This window comes from Pseudomonas sp. UW4, from assembly GCF_000316175.1.
Lineage (GTDB): Bacteria > Pseudomonadota > Gammaproteobacteria > Pseudomonadales > Pseudomonadaceae > Aquipseudomonas > Aquipseudomonas laurylsulfatiphila.
In genome coordinates, this window is the sequence record NC_019670.1 from 5,118,447 (window position 1) to 5,135,992 (window position 17,546).

Below are 17,546 nucleotides of genomic sequence, written 5' to 3' on the forward strand. Positions count from 1 at the left end.
ACTGCGCTTTTTTTTCGCCCGGATATTGTGAGATACAACTAAAAGTCCATAATGGACAAATTAGTTTACTTTCAGTCCCGGAGCCGACCATGTCCAATACGCCCCAAGTGATCAACCAGAACCAGGCTCGCGAGCTGCTGGCGCAGGTCGACGTGCCGCAGATCCTGCGCAAAATGTTCCGTGACCTGGCGGCCGGGCAAGCCGTGCAACCGGCACAACAACTGGTGGAATTTCCCCAGGGCGCCGGTGACTTCATCAACTACCTGGGTGTGTTGGCCGAAGACGGCGTGTACGGCATCAAGACTTCGCCGTACATCGTCCGTGAGCAGGGACCCTTGGTGACTGCATGGACTGTGCTCATGTCGATGCACACCGGCCAGCCGCTGTTGCTGTGCGACGCGGGTGAACTGACCACCGCACGCACCGCCGCGACCACCGCCGTGGCCGTCGATGCCCTCGCGCCGCTGACTGCCAATCGCCTGGCCATCATCGGCAGCGGCAAAGTGGCCCAGGCGCACCTGCATTACGTGAAAGGCCTGCGCGACTGGCAGAGCATCAACCTGTACGCGCCGCACCTGAGCGATGATGCTCAAACCGTGAGCCTGCTGAAAAACATCGAGCCACGCCTGAACATCGTCGAGAGTCGCGAAGCTGCCGTGCAGGACGCCGATGTGATCATGCTCTGCACCTCATCCGCAGGTCCGGTGATCGACCCGTCGAGTTTGCGCAAACCGGCGCTGATCACCTCCATCAGTACCAACGCGCCGCGTGCCCACGAAGTGCCGCCGCAAAGCCTCAATGCCATGCAGGTGTTCTGCGACTATCGCCTGACAACTCCGGGTGCAGCCGGTGAAATGCTGATCGCCGGCGAACAACATGGCTGGGACAAGAGCGCGATTGTCGGCGACCTGCCGGACCTGCTCAGCGATAAAGTCCAGCGCCCCGGTTACGATCGGCATGTGTTTTTCCGCTCCATCGGCCTGGGCCTGGAAGACATTGCGCTGGCCAATGCGATCTATCGCCTCACGCACTAACACCAACAGTCACCTGTGGGAGCGAGCTTGCTCGCGATAGCTATCTGTCATTCAGAAATGATGTTGACTGATACACCGCCATCGCGAGCAAGCTCGCTCCCACAAAGGCACCGACTTTATTGGCATTGGCGCTCTAAAGGAGACATTCATGAGCCAGGCAGATTTCATCATCATCGGCGGCGGTATCGCCGGCGCTTCCACCGGTTTCTGGCTGTCGCAGCATGGCCGTGTGATCGTACTCGAACGCGAATCCCATCCGGCCTACCACTCCACCGGACGTTCGGCTGCCCTGTACACCGCCGCCTACGGCACCCCGCAGGTTCGCGCACTGACCCTGGCCAGCCGGGACTTTTTCGACAATCCGCCCAGCGGTTTCTGCGAACACCCGCTGCTGACGCCACGCGGCGAAATGACCGTGGATTTCACCGGCGACCCGGACGAACTGAACAGGCAATACCAGAGCGCGAAAGCCACGGTGCCGGAGATGCAATTGCTCAGCACCGACGAGGCCTGCGCGCTGGTACCTATCCTGCGCCGGGAAAAAGTCCACGGCGCGATCTACGATCCGACCGCCACCGACATCGACACCGACGCCCTGCATCAGGGATACCTGCGAGGCATCCGCCGCAATCAGGGCGAAGTCCACACCGACGCCGAAGTCGTCAGCCTGAGCCGCGATGACCAGGGTACATGGCACGTCCAGACCGGCACTCAGACGTTCAGCGCCCCGGTCATCATCAACGCCGCCGGCGCCTGGGCCGACAGGATCGGCGAACTGGCCGGCGCCAGGCCCCTGGGCCTGCAACCGAAACGCCGTGCCGCGTTCATCTTCGCCGGCCCGGAGGGCGTGGACATCCATCATTGGCCAATGCTGGTCAGCCTCGACGAATCCTTCTATATGAAACCCGACGCCGGGATGTTCCTCGGTTCGCCGGCCAACGCCGATCCGGTGGAACCCCATGACGTACAGCCTGAAGAACTGGACATCGCCATGGGCATCTACCAGATCGAAGAAGCCACGACCCTGACCATTCGCCGCCCGACCCGCACCTGGGCCGGCCTGCGCAGCTTCGTCAGCGACGGCGATTTGCTCTCCGGTTTCGATCCACAGGTGCCAGGGCTGTTCTGGGTCGCGGCGCAAGGCGGGTATGGCATCCAGACTTCGCCGGCCATGGGCCAGGCCAGCGCGGCACTGGTGCGCGGTGCAGCGTTGCCCGAGTCGCTCGGCCGGTTTGGCCTGAATGCCGACATGCTCTCCCCTGCCAGACTCGGCTGAGCCTGATCCTCAGGTGACGTGCCCCCACGATTACGGCACACTTTCAGCGCCCCTTTGATGGGGCGCTGACGCTGCCTGGAGTTCCACTGTATGAACGCCCCCGAAAAAGACTCGGCCCTGGACGACACGTCCCTGGATAACTTCCACGCGATCGCCGACGCCATCGCCACGTTGTTTTTCCCCCACGCCGAAGTGGTGCTGCACGACCTGCGCACGCAAAAGGTCGACTACATCGCCAACAACCTGTCCAAGCGGGAAATCGGCGACGACTCGGCGCTGGAAGACATGCTCAGCGACGATGTCAGCGAACGAAACATCGGGCCGTACGAAAAGCTCAATTGGGATGGCCAGAAGATTCGCAGCCTAAGCACGGTACTGCGCGACAGCGAAGGTCATCCGCTGGCGGTGCTGTGCATCAACCTGAATATTTCGCTGTTCGAGAATGCCAAGGCCGCTTTGGACCTGTTCCTGTCGCCGACCAAATTGATCCCGCAACCGGATGCACTGTTCCGCGATGACTGGCAGGAGCGGATCAACACCTTCCTCCACGCCTGGCTGCGCGAACGTCAGTTGAGCCTGAACCTGCTGACCCGCGACCACAAACGTGAGCTGGTGCTGGCGTTGCACGCCGAAGGCGCGTTCAAGGGCAAAAGCGCATCGAACTACGTGGCCAATGTGCTGAACATGGGCCGGGCGACGGTGTACAAGCATTTGAAGGAATTGAAGGGCTAGGCCCCAAGAGATGTATTGGCTGGCAGGGCCTCATCGCGAGCAAGCTCGCTCCCACAGTGTCCGAGTCGTGCGCAAGAGATATGTACACCACTGAACCTGTGGGAGCGAGCTTGCTCGCGATAGCGGACTATCAGTCGCCGTAGATGTCCGACTTGAAGTACTTGTCCGAAATCTTCTGGTACTCACCACTGGCACGAATGCCATCAATGGCCGTGTTCAGCTCGCTGACCAGTTCAGTGTTGCCCTTGCGCACGGCAATCCCGGCCCCCTCGCCCACATACTTCGGATCTTTCAACTCCGGCCCGACAAAGGCATAACCCTTGCCACGCGGCATCGACAGGAAGTCATTGAGTGGAATGGTGTCGGCAAAAATCGCGTCGAGGCGACCGGCCGCCAGATCCATGTAGATTTCTTCGTTGTTGCTGTAGCGCTTGACGTTGATGCCCTTGGGCTCGAACACCTCGGTAGCGTAACGGTCCGTGGTGGTGGCGCGCTGCACGCCGACGGTCTTGCCCTTGAGGCTGGCGTACTGGTCATCCACCACCGCGCCGTCCTTCATCACCAGGCGCGAGGAGGTGAAATAGTACTTGTGGGTGAAGTCCACCGACTTCTTGCGGTCTTCGTTGATGGTCATGGACGACAGCGCCATGTCGATTTTCTTCACCTTCAGAGAAGGAATCAGACCGTCGAACTCGCCTTCGACCCACACACACTTGACCTTCATCTGCGCGCACAGGGCATTGCCGATGTCATAGTCGAAACCGACGATCTCTCCTTTGTCGGTTTTCGAAGCGAACGGTGGATACGCGGCTTCGATGCCGATGCGCAGGGTTTTCTCGGCGGCGAACACAGAACTGCACGCCAACAGGCTCAGGGCCAGACCGGTGATGAGGGGAAACTTCTTCATGTTCGTTTTCTCGCGGTTGTTGTTGGTTTGGCAAGACAGAAGAAAAAGCTGAAACGGGGGTGGAAACTTTTTGTACTTATAATTCCATCTTGGACTTTTATGTATTGTCCGTCAATCGGGCAAATGCAGCCCGTGCCGGCCGATGGTCGGGTGGTGAATCCAGGGGTGATTGGTTGAATCTAAAGGCCTCATCGCGAGCAAGCTCGCTCCCACAGGTTCTTCGTCGTACACAAAACTCATGTTCGACCAGATCCACTGTGGGAGCGAGCTTGCTCGCGATGACTGACTAAAGAACGCCGCAGGAACTACTGCTTCCAGCGATCCGCCGCCGCATGGTCACTGTCACGCCCCTCGACCCACCGTGGCCCGTCGCTGGTATTTTCCTTCTTCCAGAACGGCGCGCGGGTTTTCAGGTAATCCATGACAAAGGCGCAGGCGTCGAATGCCGCCTGACGATGGGCGCTGGCCGCGCCGACGAAGACAATCGGCTCGCCCGGCTCCAGGGCGCCGATGCGGTGCAGCACTTCCAGCTTGAGCAAGGGCCAGCGCTGTTCAGCCTCAATGGCAATCTTGCCCAAGGCTTTTTCGGTCATGCCGGGATAGTGTTCGAGGAACATCCCGGCGACGTCCAGACCGTCATTGAAGTCGCGCACGTAGCCGACAAAGCTCACCACCGCACCCACACCGACATTGGCGTCGTGCATGGCGTTGACCTCGGCGCCCGGATCGAACGGCGTGGACTGCACGCGAATGGCCATGGTTCAGCCTCCGGTCACGGTCGGGAAGAACGCCACTTCATCGCCCTCGCTGACCGGCTCGTCGAGCTGGCAGAGGTCTTCGTTGCGCGCGCACATCAGGTTCTGCTCGCGCAATACCTCGGCACCGTCACGCTGGGCCAACAGGGCTCGGACGTCGTCGACAGTGGCGAAGTTGCCTTCAACCTTCACCGAGTCCAGCCCCAGCGCTTCACGATAACGGGCGAAAAACTTCACGGTCACGTTCATGGCTGCTCCGCCTGGAAATGTCCGCTCTTGCCGCCGACCTTCTCCAGCAGACGCACGCTTTCGATGGTCATGCCGCGGTCCACGGCCTTGCACATGTCGTAGATGGTCAGCGCGGCGACACTGGCGGCGGTCAGGGCTTCCATCTCGACGCCGGTCTGCCCGGACAGCTTGCAGCGCGCCACGATGCGCACCGAATCGTCGCCTTCGGCACTGAGCTCGACCTTGACGCCAGTCAGCATCAGCGGATGGCACAGGGGAATCAGATCACTGGTTTTCTTCGCCGCCTGGATGCCGGCAATGCGCGCCACGGCAAACACATCACCCTTGGGGTGGCCGCCGCTGACGATCATCTGCAGGGTCTCGGGCAGCATGCGCACCAGCGCTTGGGCCGTCGCCTCACGGAACGTCACGGCTTTTTCAGTGACGTCGACCATGTTGGCGCGGCCTTGGGAATCGAGATGAGTCAGCACGGGATTACTCCTGATCAGGAGCGTCGATTGTAAACCTGTGGGTCAATTTTTCGCACGCACGATTGTCGGCCCACACATCACCCTGTAGGAGCGAGCCTGCTCGCGAAAAACGCAAGGACAACGCGGTCATTCAGGCAGCACGCATTATCGTTCACGTCCATCGCGAGCAGGCTCGCTCCTACAGGGGTTATGGGTCGGGCATAAAAAACCGGGCGGCTTTTGAGGCCGCCCGGTTTCGATGAAGCGATTACAGATGCGATTCGGCGTATTCGGCCAGGATCGAACGTGGCACCCCTTGCAAGGTGATGTGCACCCCGTTCGGGAAGTCCTTGAAGCGTTCAGTGAGGTAGGTCAGCCCGGAGCTGGTCGCGGACAGGTAAGGGGTGTCGATCTGTGCCAGGTTGCCCAGGCACACCACTTTGGAACCGGCGCCGGCACGGGTGATGATGGTTTTCATCTGGTGCGGCGTGAGGTTCTGGCATTCGTCGATCAGGATCAGGCTCTGCTGGAAGCTGCGGCCCCGGATGTAGTTGAGGGATTTGAACTGCAACGGCACTTTGCTGAGGATGTAGTCGACGCTGCCATGGGTGCTTTCGTCATCCATGTGCAAGGCTTCGAGGTTGTCGGTGATGGCGCCCAGCCACGGCTCCATTTTTTCCGCCTCGGTGCCGGGCAGGAAGCCGATTTCCTGGTCCAGGCCCTGCACGCTGCGGGTGGCGATGATGCGGCGATAACGTTTGCTGACCATGGTCTGCTCGATCGCAGCGGCCAGCGCCAGGATGGTTTTACCCGAGCCCGCAGCACCCGACAGGTTGACCAGGTGGATGTCCGGATCGAGCAAGGCGTACAACGCCAGGCTCTGATAGATATCACGCGGTTTCAGGCCCCAGGCCTCCTGGTGCAGCAGCGGTTCCTGGTGCAGGTCGAGGATCAGCAAGCGGTCCTCTTCGATCTCCTTGATCCAGCCGACAAAGCCCTGTTCATCAATGATGAATTCATTGATGTGCACCGCCGGCAGATTGTCGATCAACTGCACCTGATGCCAGGTGCGGCCGTGGTCCTGACGGGTTTCGACCTTGCTCACGCGGTCCCAGAAAGAGCCGGTCATGTTGTGGTAGCCATTGGGCAGCAAGGACACGTCATCGACCAGTTGGTCGGTGCTGTAGTCCTCGGCCGCGATCCCGCAGGCGCGCGCCTTGAGGCGCATGTTGATGTCTTTGGTGACCAGCACCACGGGCTTTTTCGGATCGCGTGTGTGCAGATCGATCAGTTGATTGATGATTTTGTTGTCATTCAGGTGCTCGGGCAGAATCAGGTTCGGCTCGGCATGCTTGCTCATCAGAATTGACAGCAAACCCTTGGGTCCGCTTTTGCCACGCTGGATCGGCACACCCTGCTCGACGTCCTCGGGTGAGGCATCGCCCAGGGTCTTGTCGATCAGGCGGATGGCCTGGCGGCATTCGGCGGCAACGCTATGATGCCCGCTCTTGAGCTTGTCGAGCTCTTCAAGCACGGTCATCGGGATTGCGACGTGGTGTTCTTCGAAGTTGAGCAGCGCGTTTGGATCGTGAATCAATACGTTGGTATCGAGTACATAAAGGATTGGCTGGTTGGAAGAAGAGCTACGTCCGTGATCATCCATACTCGGTCACCTTTGTGGGAGCCATTCGACGCAATACCCTGACGGTGCTGCGCCTCGAAGTGACTGCCGAATACACCTGCGGGGACTCAAGTGTTTTGCCTGCATAGCTGGGTCTTGGGAGACGCCACCTGTGTTGCAGGTTTCGGCGGTCTGTCTTCGTAATACTCCAAAACGTGTGACAGAAAAAAGCACTTTGACGCTTTTTTGAAGTTTATTTTTCAGAGTGACCAATAACACTTGGCGGACTGCCATCACCCGTTTACAGTCGGAAGTCCACCTGCAACGAATCTCCGTCCAAAATCACCAAAAACCCAATGTTTACTGGGTTTGGCCGTTTCAGCGAAACGCATCCTGGCAATCCTCCCAACCGATCCCGACCGGCGCCGTTTGCGTGACCAGCCACGGCAACGCCGTTTTCACCCCATCCTGCTTCACATTGAAATTGATGACCCCATGCCGCCACAGCAGCATCAGGGTCAGCACCCGTTGCGCACTCGGGTTGCCCTTGAGTTTGCCGGCGCCGTCCTGGGCGTCGATGTCCCACAGCGCTACCTGCAAACCCTGAGCCTTGAAGAAGCCTTCGGCATCGGAACGGCGCTGGCCATCGGGCGGGCGGAACAGTGGCACGAAGTTCTCCGGCAGCTTGCTTTTGACCAGTTCGGCGCTGCGGCGCACCGAGTCCTGCCAGTCCTGCCAGTGACTGTGGGAGCGAAATTCCCAGCCTTGCACGCCGATGCACTGGGTCGAGTAGGTCGCTTGCAGGTGACTCACCGATTGCTCGGCCAAACGGGACTGGATGTCCTTGCCGAGGACGAAGAACGTCCCGCTCATGTTCGACTTGCGCAGGTACTCGGTGACCCAGGTGGTATTGTCCGGCGCGGCGTTGGCTGCACTGTCGAAGGTCAGCAGAAACAGCCGGTCGTGCATCCCGTCGCCGGAGCGCTCATAGTCGCCAAAATGATCGACTTCGCTGCTGGTTTGCGGGAACAGGGCGGCCTTGCGCAATTGTTCGTCCAGGTACTGGGTGTGGAACACACGACTCGGTTCGGCCCACTTGATGTAGTAGCTGTCTGCACTGACCTGGAACTTGGCGGCTTGTTCGCGCAGGGTGAGCATGTCTTCGACCAGAAAACAGAACGACGCATCCTGGTCGCAACTCTGTTGGGCGTAGTTGTAGTTGGCCAGCAACCGTTGCCACAGACGCTGGCGAACCCGGTTGACCGACTCCAGGTTGAAGGTGCGCAAGCCCAGGCGCTGGGCCAGGGCGGGTTCGTCCAGCGCTTCGCTGGCCAAAAGCACACTGGAAAACATGAGGATCTCGGCCCTCGACGCCACGTCGAACAGCGTTGGACTGACGAGTTTTTCTGGCCAGGTGCTGCGATCAAGCGTCGCCACATCGCCCGGTGCCGCGATGGCAGCGACGCTCAGTAGCCAGATCGAGATGAGAAAAGCGATACGCAATGGGATGTCTCCATAACAAAACCCGCGCGGCACTATAGCTGATCGCGGCCCTCATTCCCGCAGCAACCCCAATCTCCTGTGGGAGCGAGCTTGCTCGCGATGACGGTGCATCAGCCAACATCTTTTCCGAATGTCAGACCGCTATCGCGAGCAAGCTCGCTCCCACAGGTTGTGGTGCAAAGCCACCGGCCATCCACCTATGGACGCCATAGCTGGAGTCAACGCCGACAACCCCCTAGAATCGCCGCCACGATTAAAGGAGACGACTCATGCTGATGGTGATTTCACCCGCCAAGACCCTCGATTATGAAACACCGCCGGCGACCCAGCGTTTCACCCAGCCGCAGTACCTCGACCACTCCCAGGAGCTGATCCTGCAGTTGCGCGAGTTGTCCCCGGCACAGATCAGCGAATTGATGCACGTTTCCGACAAGATCGGCGGGCTCAACGCCGCGCGTTTCGGCAGCTGGACGCCCGCGTTCAACCCGGAAAACGCCAAGCAGGCGCTGCTGGCCTTCAAGGGCGATGTGTACACAGGCCTGAATGCACAAACCTTCAGCGAAGCCGATTTTGACTATGCCCAGCAGCATCTGCGCATGTTGTCCGGCCTGTACGGCCTGCTGCGTCCACTGGACCTGATGCAACCCTATCGCCTGGAAATGGGCACCAAATTGCCCAACGCCCGGGGCAAGGACCTGTATGCCTTCTGGGGTACACGCATCAGCGAATGGCTGAACGAAGCGCTGCTCGATCAAGGCGATGACGTGCTGCTCAACCTGGCGTCCAACGAGTACTTCTCGGCGGTCAAACGCAACGCCTTGAACGCACGCATCATCAATACCGAGTTCAAGGACCTGAAGAACGGCCAGTACAAGATCATCAGCTTCTACGCGAAAAAGGCTCGCGGCTTGATGAGCCGCTTCGTCATCGAAGAACGCATCAACGATCCGGCCACCCTCAAGCAATTCGACGTTCAAGGCTATCGCTACAGCGCTGAACAGTCCAAACCGGACAACCTGGTGTTTCTGCGCGATCACGCACCAGAGTGATGCAGCCGGTCGGCGCATGAGCGAACAACCCCTCATGCGCTGCCCATTGATCGTCCGACAATTTCCCCTCCGATCGCCAACCTATTGGCGTCAAAAAACCACTGACCGTTTCCTAACTTTAGTTTCACTCGACTTCAATCATTTTTTTGCGTAGTGGCACTGATTTTTTTTAACAGTAGTGGCAAAAAACTATCCGACCCAATTATCAGCCTATATATCAAGGGCCAAACGGCAAGTGCTATCAATATGAGAGCAGTGCCATCTTTCTCAATATTTCAAGAAATTTCAGATTTCACGATGAGCGGACTGGAACTATGTCAAAACGCGCCGTTCATACCACTGGTAACGATTCTCGCCGAGCCTGTACGAGATAACTTACGCAGATAAGCGATTCTTGTAGCGAAGTTGCAATACTAACTTGCGCTGACTAATCACTGATTTGAGCAACGGCAAGCGGACAGGAGATAACGCAGCATGACTATCCCCTACAAGGCCACGGCTGTGCCCCTATAAACGTGCTCACCCGAGCACCCAACCGCTTGATCTACGGGCTTCCGGCCTGAGATCAAGCGTGCAAGGCCGTTGCACCTGCATCCTTCGAAAGGAGGATCGGCTGCATAACAGGGCAAATCATAACAACAAGGCCTAGTTGCGCACCCCTTGAGTGCATTTATTTAGACACTCGTAACTTATATGCCAGCACACGGCATTGCTGCGCCTGTAAGGCGCACTTGCGAGTGCACTAAAACACGCTGAACACCATTAACTCCGGCCATCTAAATGGCTTGATCAATACAGAGGTAATTGCGATGCGCATCAGCATATTTGGTTTGGGTTACGTTGGCGCAGTATGTGCCGGCTGCCTGTCTGCACGGGGTCATGACGTCGTTGGCGTCGATGTGGCCAAAGACAAGATCGATATGATCAATGCCGGCAAATCGCCGATTGTTGAACCAGGCCTGGGCGAACTTCTGGCCCAGGGCATCCAGACCGGTCGCCTGCGTGGCACCACCAACTTCGCCGAGGCGATTCGCGACACCGACCTGTCGATGATCTGCGTGGGCACGCCGAGCAAAAAGAACGGCGACCTGGAACTGAACTACATCGAGGCAGTGTGCCGCGAAATCGGTTTTGTCCTGCGTGACAAGACCACCCGCCACACCATCGTCGTGCGCAGCACCGTGTTGCCGGGCACCGTGGCCAACGTGGTCATCCCGATTCTCGAAGACTGCTCCGGCAAGAAGGCCGGCGTTGATTTCGGCGTGGCCGTGAACCCTGAGTTCCTGCGCGAAAGCACCGCCATCGCCGACTACGACCAGCCGCCAATGACCGTCATCGGCGAGTTCGACAAAGCGTCCGGTGACGTTCTGCAATCGCTGTACGAAGAACTCGACGCGCCGATCATCCGCAAGGACATCGCGGTCGCCGAGATGATCAAGTACACCTGCAACGTGTGGCACGCCACCAAGGTCACCTTCGCCAACGAAATCGGCAACATCGCCAAGGCGGTCGGCGTCGACGGTCGCGAAGTGATGGACGTGGTCTGCCAGGACAAGACCCTCAACCTGTCCCAGTACTACATGCGCCCGGGCTTCGCCTTCGGCGGCTCGTGCCTGCCAAAGGACGTGCGTGCACTGACCTACCGCGCAAGCTCCCTGGACGTGGAAGCGCCATTGCTCAACTCGCTGATGCGCAGCAACGAATCCCAGGTGCAGAACGCTTTCGACATCGTTTCCAGCCACGACAAACGCAAAGTCGCCCTGCTTGGCCTGAGCTTCAAGGCCGGTACCGACGACCTGCGCGAAAGCCCGCTGGTTGACCTGGCGGAAATGCTGATCGGCAAGGGCTACGACCTGAGCATCTACGACAGCAACGTCGAGTACGCCCGCGTTCACGGTGCCAACAAGGACTACATCGAGTCGAAGATCCCGCACGTCTCGTCCTTGCTCAACGCCGACTTCGACGCGGTGATCAACAACTCCGACGTGATCATCCTCGGCAACCGCGACGAGAAATTCCGTGCCCTGGTGCAGGACGTTCCACACGGCAAGCAGGTGATCGACCTGGTGGGCTTCATGTCCAAGGCCACCAGCGTCAACGGTCGCACCGAAGGCATCTGCTGGTAAGCCCCTTGTAGGAGCGAGCTTGCTCGCGATGCACCTGAGAACACCGCTGGGTATCAGATACCCAGCGTCATCGTTGGCGACCATCGCGAGCAAGCTCGCTCCTACAGGTTTGTACGCCTGCGTTAACCCGAGATCTAGACGGATGCAGATTATGCACAGGCTAAAGCACGGCCTACTCCAGGCCGCCGGTTGGCTGTTCTACCTGAGTTTACTGATGGGCCTCGCCATGGCGTTGCCCCTGTCCACGTTCGACTCCGAGTCGAAGGACTTCATTTTCCTGATTGGCGCCGTGGGTATCTGGCGCTACTCGATGGGTGCCACGCACTTTGTGCGCGGCATGATTTTTCTGTACATCGTCTACCCGCACCTGCGGCGCAAAGTGCGCAAGCTGGGCAAAGCGGCTGACCCGTCCCATGTGTTTCTGATGGTCACCAGCTTTCGTATCGATGCGCTGACCACTGCGCAGGTCTACAGCTCGGTGATCCGCGAAGCCATCGACTGCGACCTGCCGACCACCGTGGTCTGCTCCATCGTGGAAATGTCCGATGAGCTGCTGGTCAAAAGCCTGTGGAACCGGATGAACCCACCGGCCCGGGTCAAGCTCGACTTCGTGCGCATTCCCGGCACCGGCAAGCGCGATGGCCTGGCCTACGGCTTCCGCGCCATCTCCCGGCACCTGCCGGACGATCGCGCCGTGGTCGCAGTGATCGATGGTGACACCGTGCTCGGCGAAGGCGTGGTGCGCAAGACCGTGCCGTGGTTCCAGCTGTTCGGCAATGTCGGCGGCCTGACCACCAACGAATTCTGCGAAGTGCGCGGCGGCTACATCATGAGCGAATGGCACAAGCTGCGTTTCGCCCAGCGCCACATCAACATGTGCTCGATGGCCCTGTCCAAGCGCGTGCTGACCATGACCGGGCGCATGTCGGTGTTCCGCGCCACCGTGGTCACCAACCCGGAATTCATCGCCGACGTGGAAAGCGACTCGCTGCAACACTGGCGCCTGGGTCGCTTCAAATTCCTTACCGGCGATGACAAGTCGAGCTGGTTCAGCCTGATGCGCCTGGGCTACGACACGTTCTACGTGCCCGACGCGGCGATCAACACCGTTGAACACCCGCCGGAAAAGAGCTTCATCAAGGCCAGTCGCAAACTGATGTTCCGCTGGTACGGCAACAACCTGCGGCAGAACTCCCGTGCCCTGGGCCTGGGGATCAAACGCCTCGGCATGTTCACTTCGGTGGTGCTGTTCGACCAGCGCGTGTCGATGTGGACCTCGCTGCTGGGCCTGACCGTGGCGCTGATCGCCACCTTCAAGTACGGCACCGCGTTCATCCTGGTGTACCTGCTGTGGATCGGCATCACCCGGTTCATCCTGACCTTGTTGCTGTCGTGCTCCGGACACCGGATCGGCCCGGCCTACCCGGCGATTCTCTATTACAACCAGATCGTCGGCGCGCTGGTGAAGATCTACGTGTTCTTCCGCCTCGACCAACAGTCCTGGACTCGCCAACCCACTTCTCTGACCCGTGATCTCGCCAGCTTTCAACGTTGGTTCAACACCTGGTCGTCTCGGACCATGACCTTCTCTGCCGGCAGCATTTTTGTCGCCGTGCTGCTGTTGATGGTCTGACCGCCCCCTTATTGAATTAACCAGGAAATCGCCCTTATGAATACCGCCGTCAACGCCAACGTAGTGCACGAATCCGAAGCCCAGCGCCAACACGCCCGCGTGAAAATCCCGGCCAAGTTGCGCTTCTTCGGCCCTGACCGGACACCGGTCGAAGCCCGGGTGATCGACCTGTCCGCCGGTGGCCTGGCGTTCAACGCCGGTCAGTTGCCGCTGAATATTGGCGATGTGTACAAGGCCCGCCTGCAATTCGTCATCGACAACCTCGGCCTGGCCATGGACGTCGAGTTGCAGGTCCGCTCCTTCGACCGCGAAACCGGACGTGCCGGCTGCCAGTTCCAGAACCTGGAACCACGGGACATCTCGACCCTGCGCCACCTGATCACTTCGCACCTGGCTGGCGACATCGTCAGCGTGGGTGAAATGCTGGCGACTCTGCAGCGCGACAACTTCACCAAGGCGCGCAAGGTCAAGGACGGCGGCCATGGCATGTCCGCGTTCGGACGCCTGAAAGCCGTGACGTTCAGCCTGGGGATCTTCGCTGTCGGCCTGGCCGCCTTCGGTTTTGTTTTCAAATCGGTGTACGGCATGTACTTCGTCAGCCATGCCCAGGCCGGACTGGTCAGCGTGCCGGGCGTGAACATCACCATGCCTCGCGACGGTACCGTACAGAGCCTGGTGAAAGCCGACGGCGTAGCCGCCAAGGGCGCACCGCTGGCGACCTTCAGCACCAGCATGCTCGACGTGCTCAAGGGCCATCTGGACGAAGACCAACTGCAACCGGCCAAGGTTGCAGAACTGTTCGGCAAGCAGATGACCGGCACCCTGACCTCGCCTTGCGATTGCACCGTGGCCCAGCAAATGGTCGCCGACGGTCAGTACGCCAGCAAGGGCGACGTGATCTTCCAACTGGTCCCGCGGGGCGGCGAAGCCAATGTTGAAGCGCGCTTCTCCTATCGCCAGTTCGGCGACGTACGCCCGGGTGCTTCGGTGCGCTTCCAGATCGCCGGCGAAGACAAGAGCCGCACCGGCAAGATCGTCAGCAGCACCAGCCTGAAAAGCGCCGACCTGTCCTCGGACATCCGCGTGCTGATCCAGCCGGACGAAACCCTGGACAGCGCCCTCGCCGGCCGCCCGGTGGAAGTCAGCAGCGACCGTGGCCCGAACCTGAACTGGCTGATCGACAAAGCCATGGCTGTCGGTCTTTAAGTCGAGGATATGCCTGTGACTACTCCAACCCTCAACACGCCGCCGACCCTGTGGGAGCGAGCTTGCTCGCGATGGGATCGACGCGGTTCGTCTGATGCACCGAGCCAGCCGCATCGCGAGCAAGCTCGCTCCCACATGGGATTTGCGTTCTGTTCGCTAGCCCTGGCAGTCAGCCTCAGCGGTTGCGCCGGCCTCCCCGACCAGCGACTGGCCAACGAAGCGCTCAAGCGCGGCGATACCGCCACCGCTGCGGCGAACTACCGGCAACTGGCAGACCTGGGCTACAGCGAAGCACAGGTCGGCCTGGCCGATATCCAGGTCGACAGCCATGACCCGGCGCAGATGAAACAGGCCGAGGCGACTTACCGCGCCGCGGCCAGCGTTTCGCCGCGCGCCCAGGCACGCCTCGGTCGCCTGCTGGTGGCCAAGCCCGGCTCCACCGAAGCCGAGCAGCACGAAGCCGAAACCCTGTTGAAAAAAGCCGCCGCCGCGGGCGAAGGCAACACGCTGATTCCGCTGGCGATGCTGTACCTGCAATACCCGCACAGTTTTCCCAACGTGAATGCCCAGCAGCAGATCAGCCAATGGCGTGCCGAGAACAAGCCGGAAGCCGGCTTGGCGCAAGTGCTGCTCTATCGCACCCAGGGCACCTACGACCAGCATCTGGATGACGTGGAAAAGATCTGCAAGGCCGCGCTCAACACCAGTGACATCTGCTACGTCGAACTGGCCACGGTCTACCAGAAACAGGCCAAGCCAGAACAACAGGCCGAGCTGATCAAGCAGATGCAAGCGGCTCACGCTCGCGGCAGCGTTTCGGCGCAACGGGTCGACAGCGTCGCCCGTGTACTCGCCGATGCGACCCTGGGCAAGACCGACGAGAAGACCGCGCAATCGCTGCTCGAACCGATCGCACCGGGCTACCCGGCGTCGTGGGTCACCCTCGCGCAGTTGATCTACGACTTCCCCGAACTGGGCGACGTCGACCAGATGATGAAGTACCTGGACAACGGCCGCGCCGCCGACCAGCCACGCGCCGAGCTGTTGCTGGGCAAGCTCTACTACGAAGGCAAGATGGTCCCGGCCGACGCCAAGGTCGCCGAAGAACACTTCCAGAAAGCCGTCGGCCGCGAAGTCGCCGCCGATTACTACCTCGGCCAGATCTACCGCCGTGGCTACCTGGGCAAGGTCTATCCGCAGAAGGCGCTGGATCACCTGTTGACCGCTGCGCGCAACGGCCAGAACAGCGCCGACTTCGCCATCGCCCAGCTGTTTTCCCAAGGCAAAGGCACCAAGCCCGACCCGCTCAACGCGTACGTCTTCAGCCAATTGGCCAAGGCGCAGAACACCCCGCAAGCCACTGAACTTGCACAAACACTCGAAGCGCAACTGCCACCTGCGCAGCTGGCCGAGGCCCAGCGCCTGTTGAAACAGGAACAGGCGGTTCGCGGCAACTTGAGCCAGAACACGCTGCAAATGCATGCCCTGCAAGAAGAAGATGGCGAGGAATCCCTATGAAGTTGAATCCATTCATGAAGGCCGGCATCGGCCTGACGTTCGCGCTGATCTGGTCTTGCCCGACACTGGCAGCGATGACTGAAGAAACCAAGAACTTCGGCCTGGACGTGAAAATCACCGGCCAGTCCGAAGACGACCGTGACCTCGGCACCCAGCGCGGCGGCGACGTCAACGGCCTCGGCCTTGACCTGCGCCCGTGGGTGTATGGCGAAAGCGGCGCGTGGAGCGCTTACGCCATGGGTCAGGCGGTGACGTCCACCGACATCATCGAGACCGACACACTGCAAGAGTCCGAAGGCACCGAGAACACCAGCAACAATGACCGCAAAACCAAGAAGAACTACCTGGCGATGCGCGAATTCTGGGTCGGCTACCGCGGTTTCACGCCCTACCCCGGCGAGATCCTGAAATTCGGTCGTCAGCGTCTGCACAACGACGACGGTCAATGGCGCGATACCAACATCGAAGCCCTGAACTGGACCTTCGACACCACCTTGTTGCGCGCCAACGCGGGTGTCGCCGAGCGCTTCAGCGAGTACCGCACTGACCTGAAAGAACTGTCCCCCAAGGACAAGGATCGCCTGCACGCCTACGCCGATGCCGAATACCAATGGACACCGGGTCACTGGGCCGGCATTCGCGGTCACCACACTCACGATGACGGCAAGCTCGACTATCCGGAACCGGGTGTACCTTCCGATTCGCTGGACAAAAAACAGAATGGCGACATCAGCTGGCTGGGCTTGCAGGCCAACAGCGATGCCTACAACTGGCGCAACACCAATACCTTCAACTACTGGGGCAGCATCACCGGCATGAGTGGCGACCGCGACACGGTCAACCCGCTGAACGCTGATGGCACCGCTCCCGCACAACCCAAGAGCAGCGGCGATGTCGATGGCTGGGCCACCGACCTGGGCGTGCGCCTGCGCCTCGATCCGCAATGGCAAGTCGGTGCGGCCTACGCCCGGGCCAGCGCCGATTACGAACAGAACGGCCTGGAAAGCAACCGCTCGAACTACACCGGTACACGTTCACGCGTGCACCGTTTCGGCGAAGCCTTCCGTGGCGAAATGAACAACATGCAATCGGCCACGCTGTTCGGTTCGTGGATGCTCAACGACGAGTACGACGCCAGCCTGATCTACCACAAATTCTGGCGCGTCGACGGCAACAAACCGATCACCAGCGACGGCATCGACGCCGTGCAGAACAACACCGACGACGTGACCGGCGCCGTGTTGTCCAGCACCTCCCTGCCGCTGAACGATGGCGAAAAAGACCTCGGCCAGGAAATGGATCTGGTCGTCACCAAGTACTTCAAGCAAGGCCTGTTGCCAGCGGCGTTGAGCCAGAAGATCGATGAACCTTCGGCCCTGGTGCGGTTCCGTGGCGGTGTGTTCAAGCCCGGCGACGCCTATGGCAAAGAAGTCGATTCGTACATGCATCGCGCGTTCATCGACGTGGTCTGGAAATTCTGATGCAGAG

The 17,546-nt window shown here is 60.0% G+C and carries 15 protein-coding genes and 1 pseudogene; 9 read left to right on the plus strand and 7 right to left on the minus strand.

Features of this window, described 5'->3' with window-relative positions:
* Positions 1–89 precede the first annotated feature (89 nt).
* The 3 genes from PPUTUW4_RS22620 (at position 90) to PPUTUW4_RS22630 (ending at position 3,042) form a co-directional block, all read left to right on the plus strand.
* Positions 90–1,034, plus strand: coding sequence for an ornithine cyclodeaminase family protein (locus PPUTUW4_RS22620; RefSeq protein ID WP_015096728.1), 945 nt, complete (start codon positions 90–92; stop codon positions 1,032–1,034).
* Between the two features lie 148 nt (positions 1,035–1,182).
* Positions 1,183–2,310 (plus strand): FAD-binding oxidoreductase, encoded by a 1,128-nt coding sequence (locus PPUTUW4_RS22625; RefSeq protein WP_015096729.1) that lies wholly within the window; start codon positions 1,183–1,185, stop codon positions 2,308–2,310.
* A 90-nt stretch (positions 2,311–2,400) separates the two neighbouring features.
* Positions 2,401–3,042, plus strand: a complete 642-nt coding sequence (locus PPUTUW4_RS22630) for a PAS domain-containing protein (RefSeq protein ID WP_007972668.1) — start codon at positions 2,401–2,403, stop codon at positions 3,040–3,042.
* 130 nt (positions 3,043–3,172) lie between these two features.
* On the opposite strand, the gene PPUTUW4_RS22635 is transcribed toward PPUTUW4_RS22630, so the two are convergent.
* The 6 genes from PPUTUW4_RS22635 to PPUTUW4_RS22660 form a co-directional block, all read right to left on the minus strand.
* The gene (locus PPUTUW4_RS22635) at positions 3,173–3,949 is read right to left on the minus strand and encodes an ABC transporter substrate-binding protein (protein ID WP_015096730.1); all 777 of its coding nucleotides are present in this window, start codon (positions 3,947–3,949) and stop codon (positions 3,173–3,175) included.
* A gap of 305 nt (positions 3,950–4,254) precedes the next feature.
* Positions 4,255–4,707 carry a molybdopterin synthase catalytic subunit MoaE gene (moaE, locus tag PPUTUW4_RS22640; RefSeq protein ID WP_015096731.1) on the minus strand — a complete coding sequence of 151 codons (453 nt, stop codon included), beginning with the start codon at positions 4,705–4,707 and terminating at the stop codon, positions 4,255–4,257.
* 3 nt (positions 4,708–4,710) lie between these two features.
* Complete coding sequence (gene moaD / locus PPUTUW4_RS22645; RefSeq protein WP_015096732.1) at positions 4,711–4,953, minus strand: molybdopterin converting factor subunit 1; 243 nt, start codon at positions 4,951–4,953, stop codon at positions 4,711–4,713.
* Entirely contained in the window at positions 4,950–5,423 is a 474-nt protein-coding gene (gene moaC / locus PPUTUW4_RS22650; RefSeq protein WP_007972660.1) for a cyclic pyranopterin monophosphate synthase MoaC, read from the minus strand. The genes moaD and moaC overlap by 4 nt, the downstream gene beginning before the upstream one ends.
* A 247-nt stretch (positions 5,424–5,670) precedes the next feature.
* Complete coding sequence (locus tag PPUTUW4_RS22655; RefSeq protein WP_007972659.1) at positions 5,671–7,065, minus strand: PhoH family protein; 1,395 nt, start codon at positions 7,063–7,065, stop codon at positions 5,671–5,673.
* A 336-nt stretch (positions 7,066–7,401) separates the two neighbouring features.
* Positions 7,402–8,526, minus strand: coding sequence for a polysaccharide deacetylase family protein (locus PPUTUW4_RS22660; protein ID WP_015096733.1), 1,125 nt, complete (start codon positions 8,524–8,526; stop codon positions 7,402–7,404).
* A gap of 269 nt (positions 8,527–8,795) precedes the next feature.
* Here PPUTUW4_RS22660 and yaaA point away from each other — a divergent pair, with 269 nt between their 5' ends.
* A complete protein-coding gene (gene yaaA, locus PPUTUW4_RS22665) occupies positions 8,796–9,575 on the plus strand; it encodes a peroxide stress protein YaaA (RefSeq protein WP_015096734.1) in 780 nt (259 codons plus the stop codon).
* A gap of 809 nt (positions 9,576–10,384) precedes the next feature.
* Positions 10,385–11,701, plus strand: a complete 1,317-nt coding sequence (locus PPUTUW4_RS22670) for a nucleotide sugar dehydrogenase (RefSeq protein WP_015096735.1) — start codon at positions 10,385–10,387, stop codon at positions 11,699–11,701.
* A 6-nt stretch (positions 11,702–11,707) separates the two neighbouring features.
* On the opposite strand, the pseudogene PPUTUW4_RS30430 reads toward PPUTUW4_RS22670, so the two are convergent.
* Positions 11,708–11,785 (minus strand): annotated as a pseudogene (locus tag PPUTUW4_RS30430) (outer membrane lipoprotein carrier protein LolA); the annotation flags it as partial.
* 64 nt (positions 11,786–11,849) lie between these two features.
* Between PPUTUW4_RS30430 and alg8 the strand changes: the two are divergent.
* From alg8 to PPUTUW4_RS22690, 4 genes are read left to right on the plus strand one after another with little or no spacing between them, the layout of a single operon-like run.
* The gene (gene alg8, locus PPUTUW4_RS22675; RefSeq protein WP_177325124.1) at positions 11,850–13,334 is read left to right on the plus strand and encodes a mannuronan synthase; all 1,485 of its coding nucleotides are present in this window, start codon (positions 11,850–11,852) and stop codon (positions 13,332–13,334) included.
* Positions 13,335–13,370: 36 nt separating this feature from the next.
* The gene (locus PPUTUW4_RS22680; RefSeq protein ID WP_015096737.1) at positions 13,371–14,540 is read left to right on the plus strand and encodes an alginate biosynthesis protein Alg44; all 1,170 of its coding nucleotides are present in this window, start codon (positions 13,371–13,373) and stop codon (positions 14,538–14,540) included.
* A 9-nt stretch (positions 14,541–14,549) separates the two neighbouring features.
* Entirely contained in the window at positions 14,550–16,058 is a 1,509-nt protein-coding gene (algK, locus tag PPUTUW4_RS22685) for an alginate biosynthesis TPR repeat lipoprotein AlgK (protein ID WP_275450451.1), read from the plus strand.
* A complete protein-coding gene (locus tag PPUTUW4_RS22690) occupies positions 16,055–17,539 on the plus strand; it encodes an alginate export family protein (RefSeq protein ID WP_015096739.1) in 1,485 nt (494 codons plus the stop codon). The genes algK and PPUTUW4_RS22690 overlap by 4 nt, the downstream gene beginning before the upstream one ends.
* Positions 17,540–17,546 lie beyond the last annotated feature (7 nt).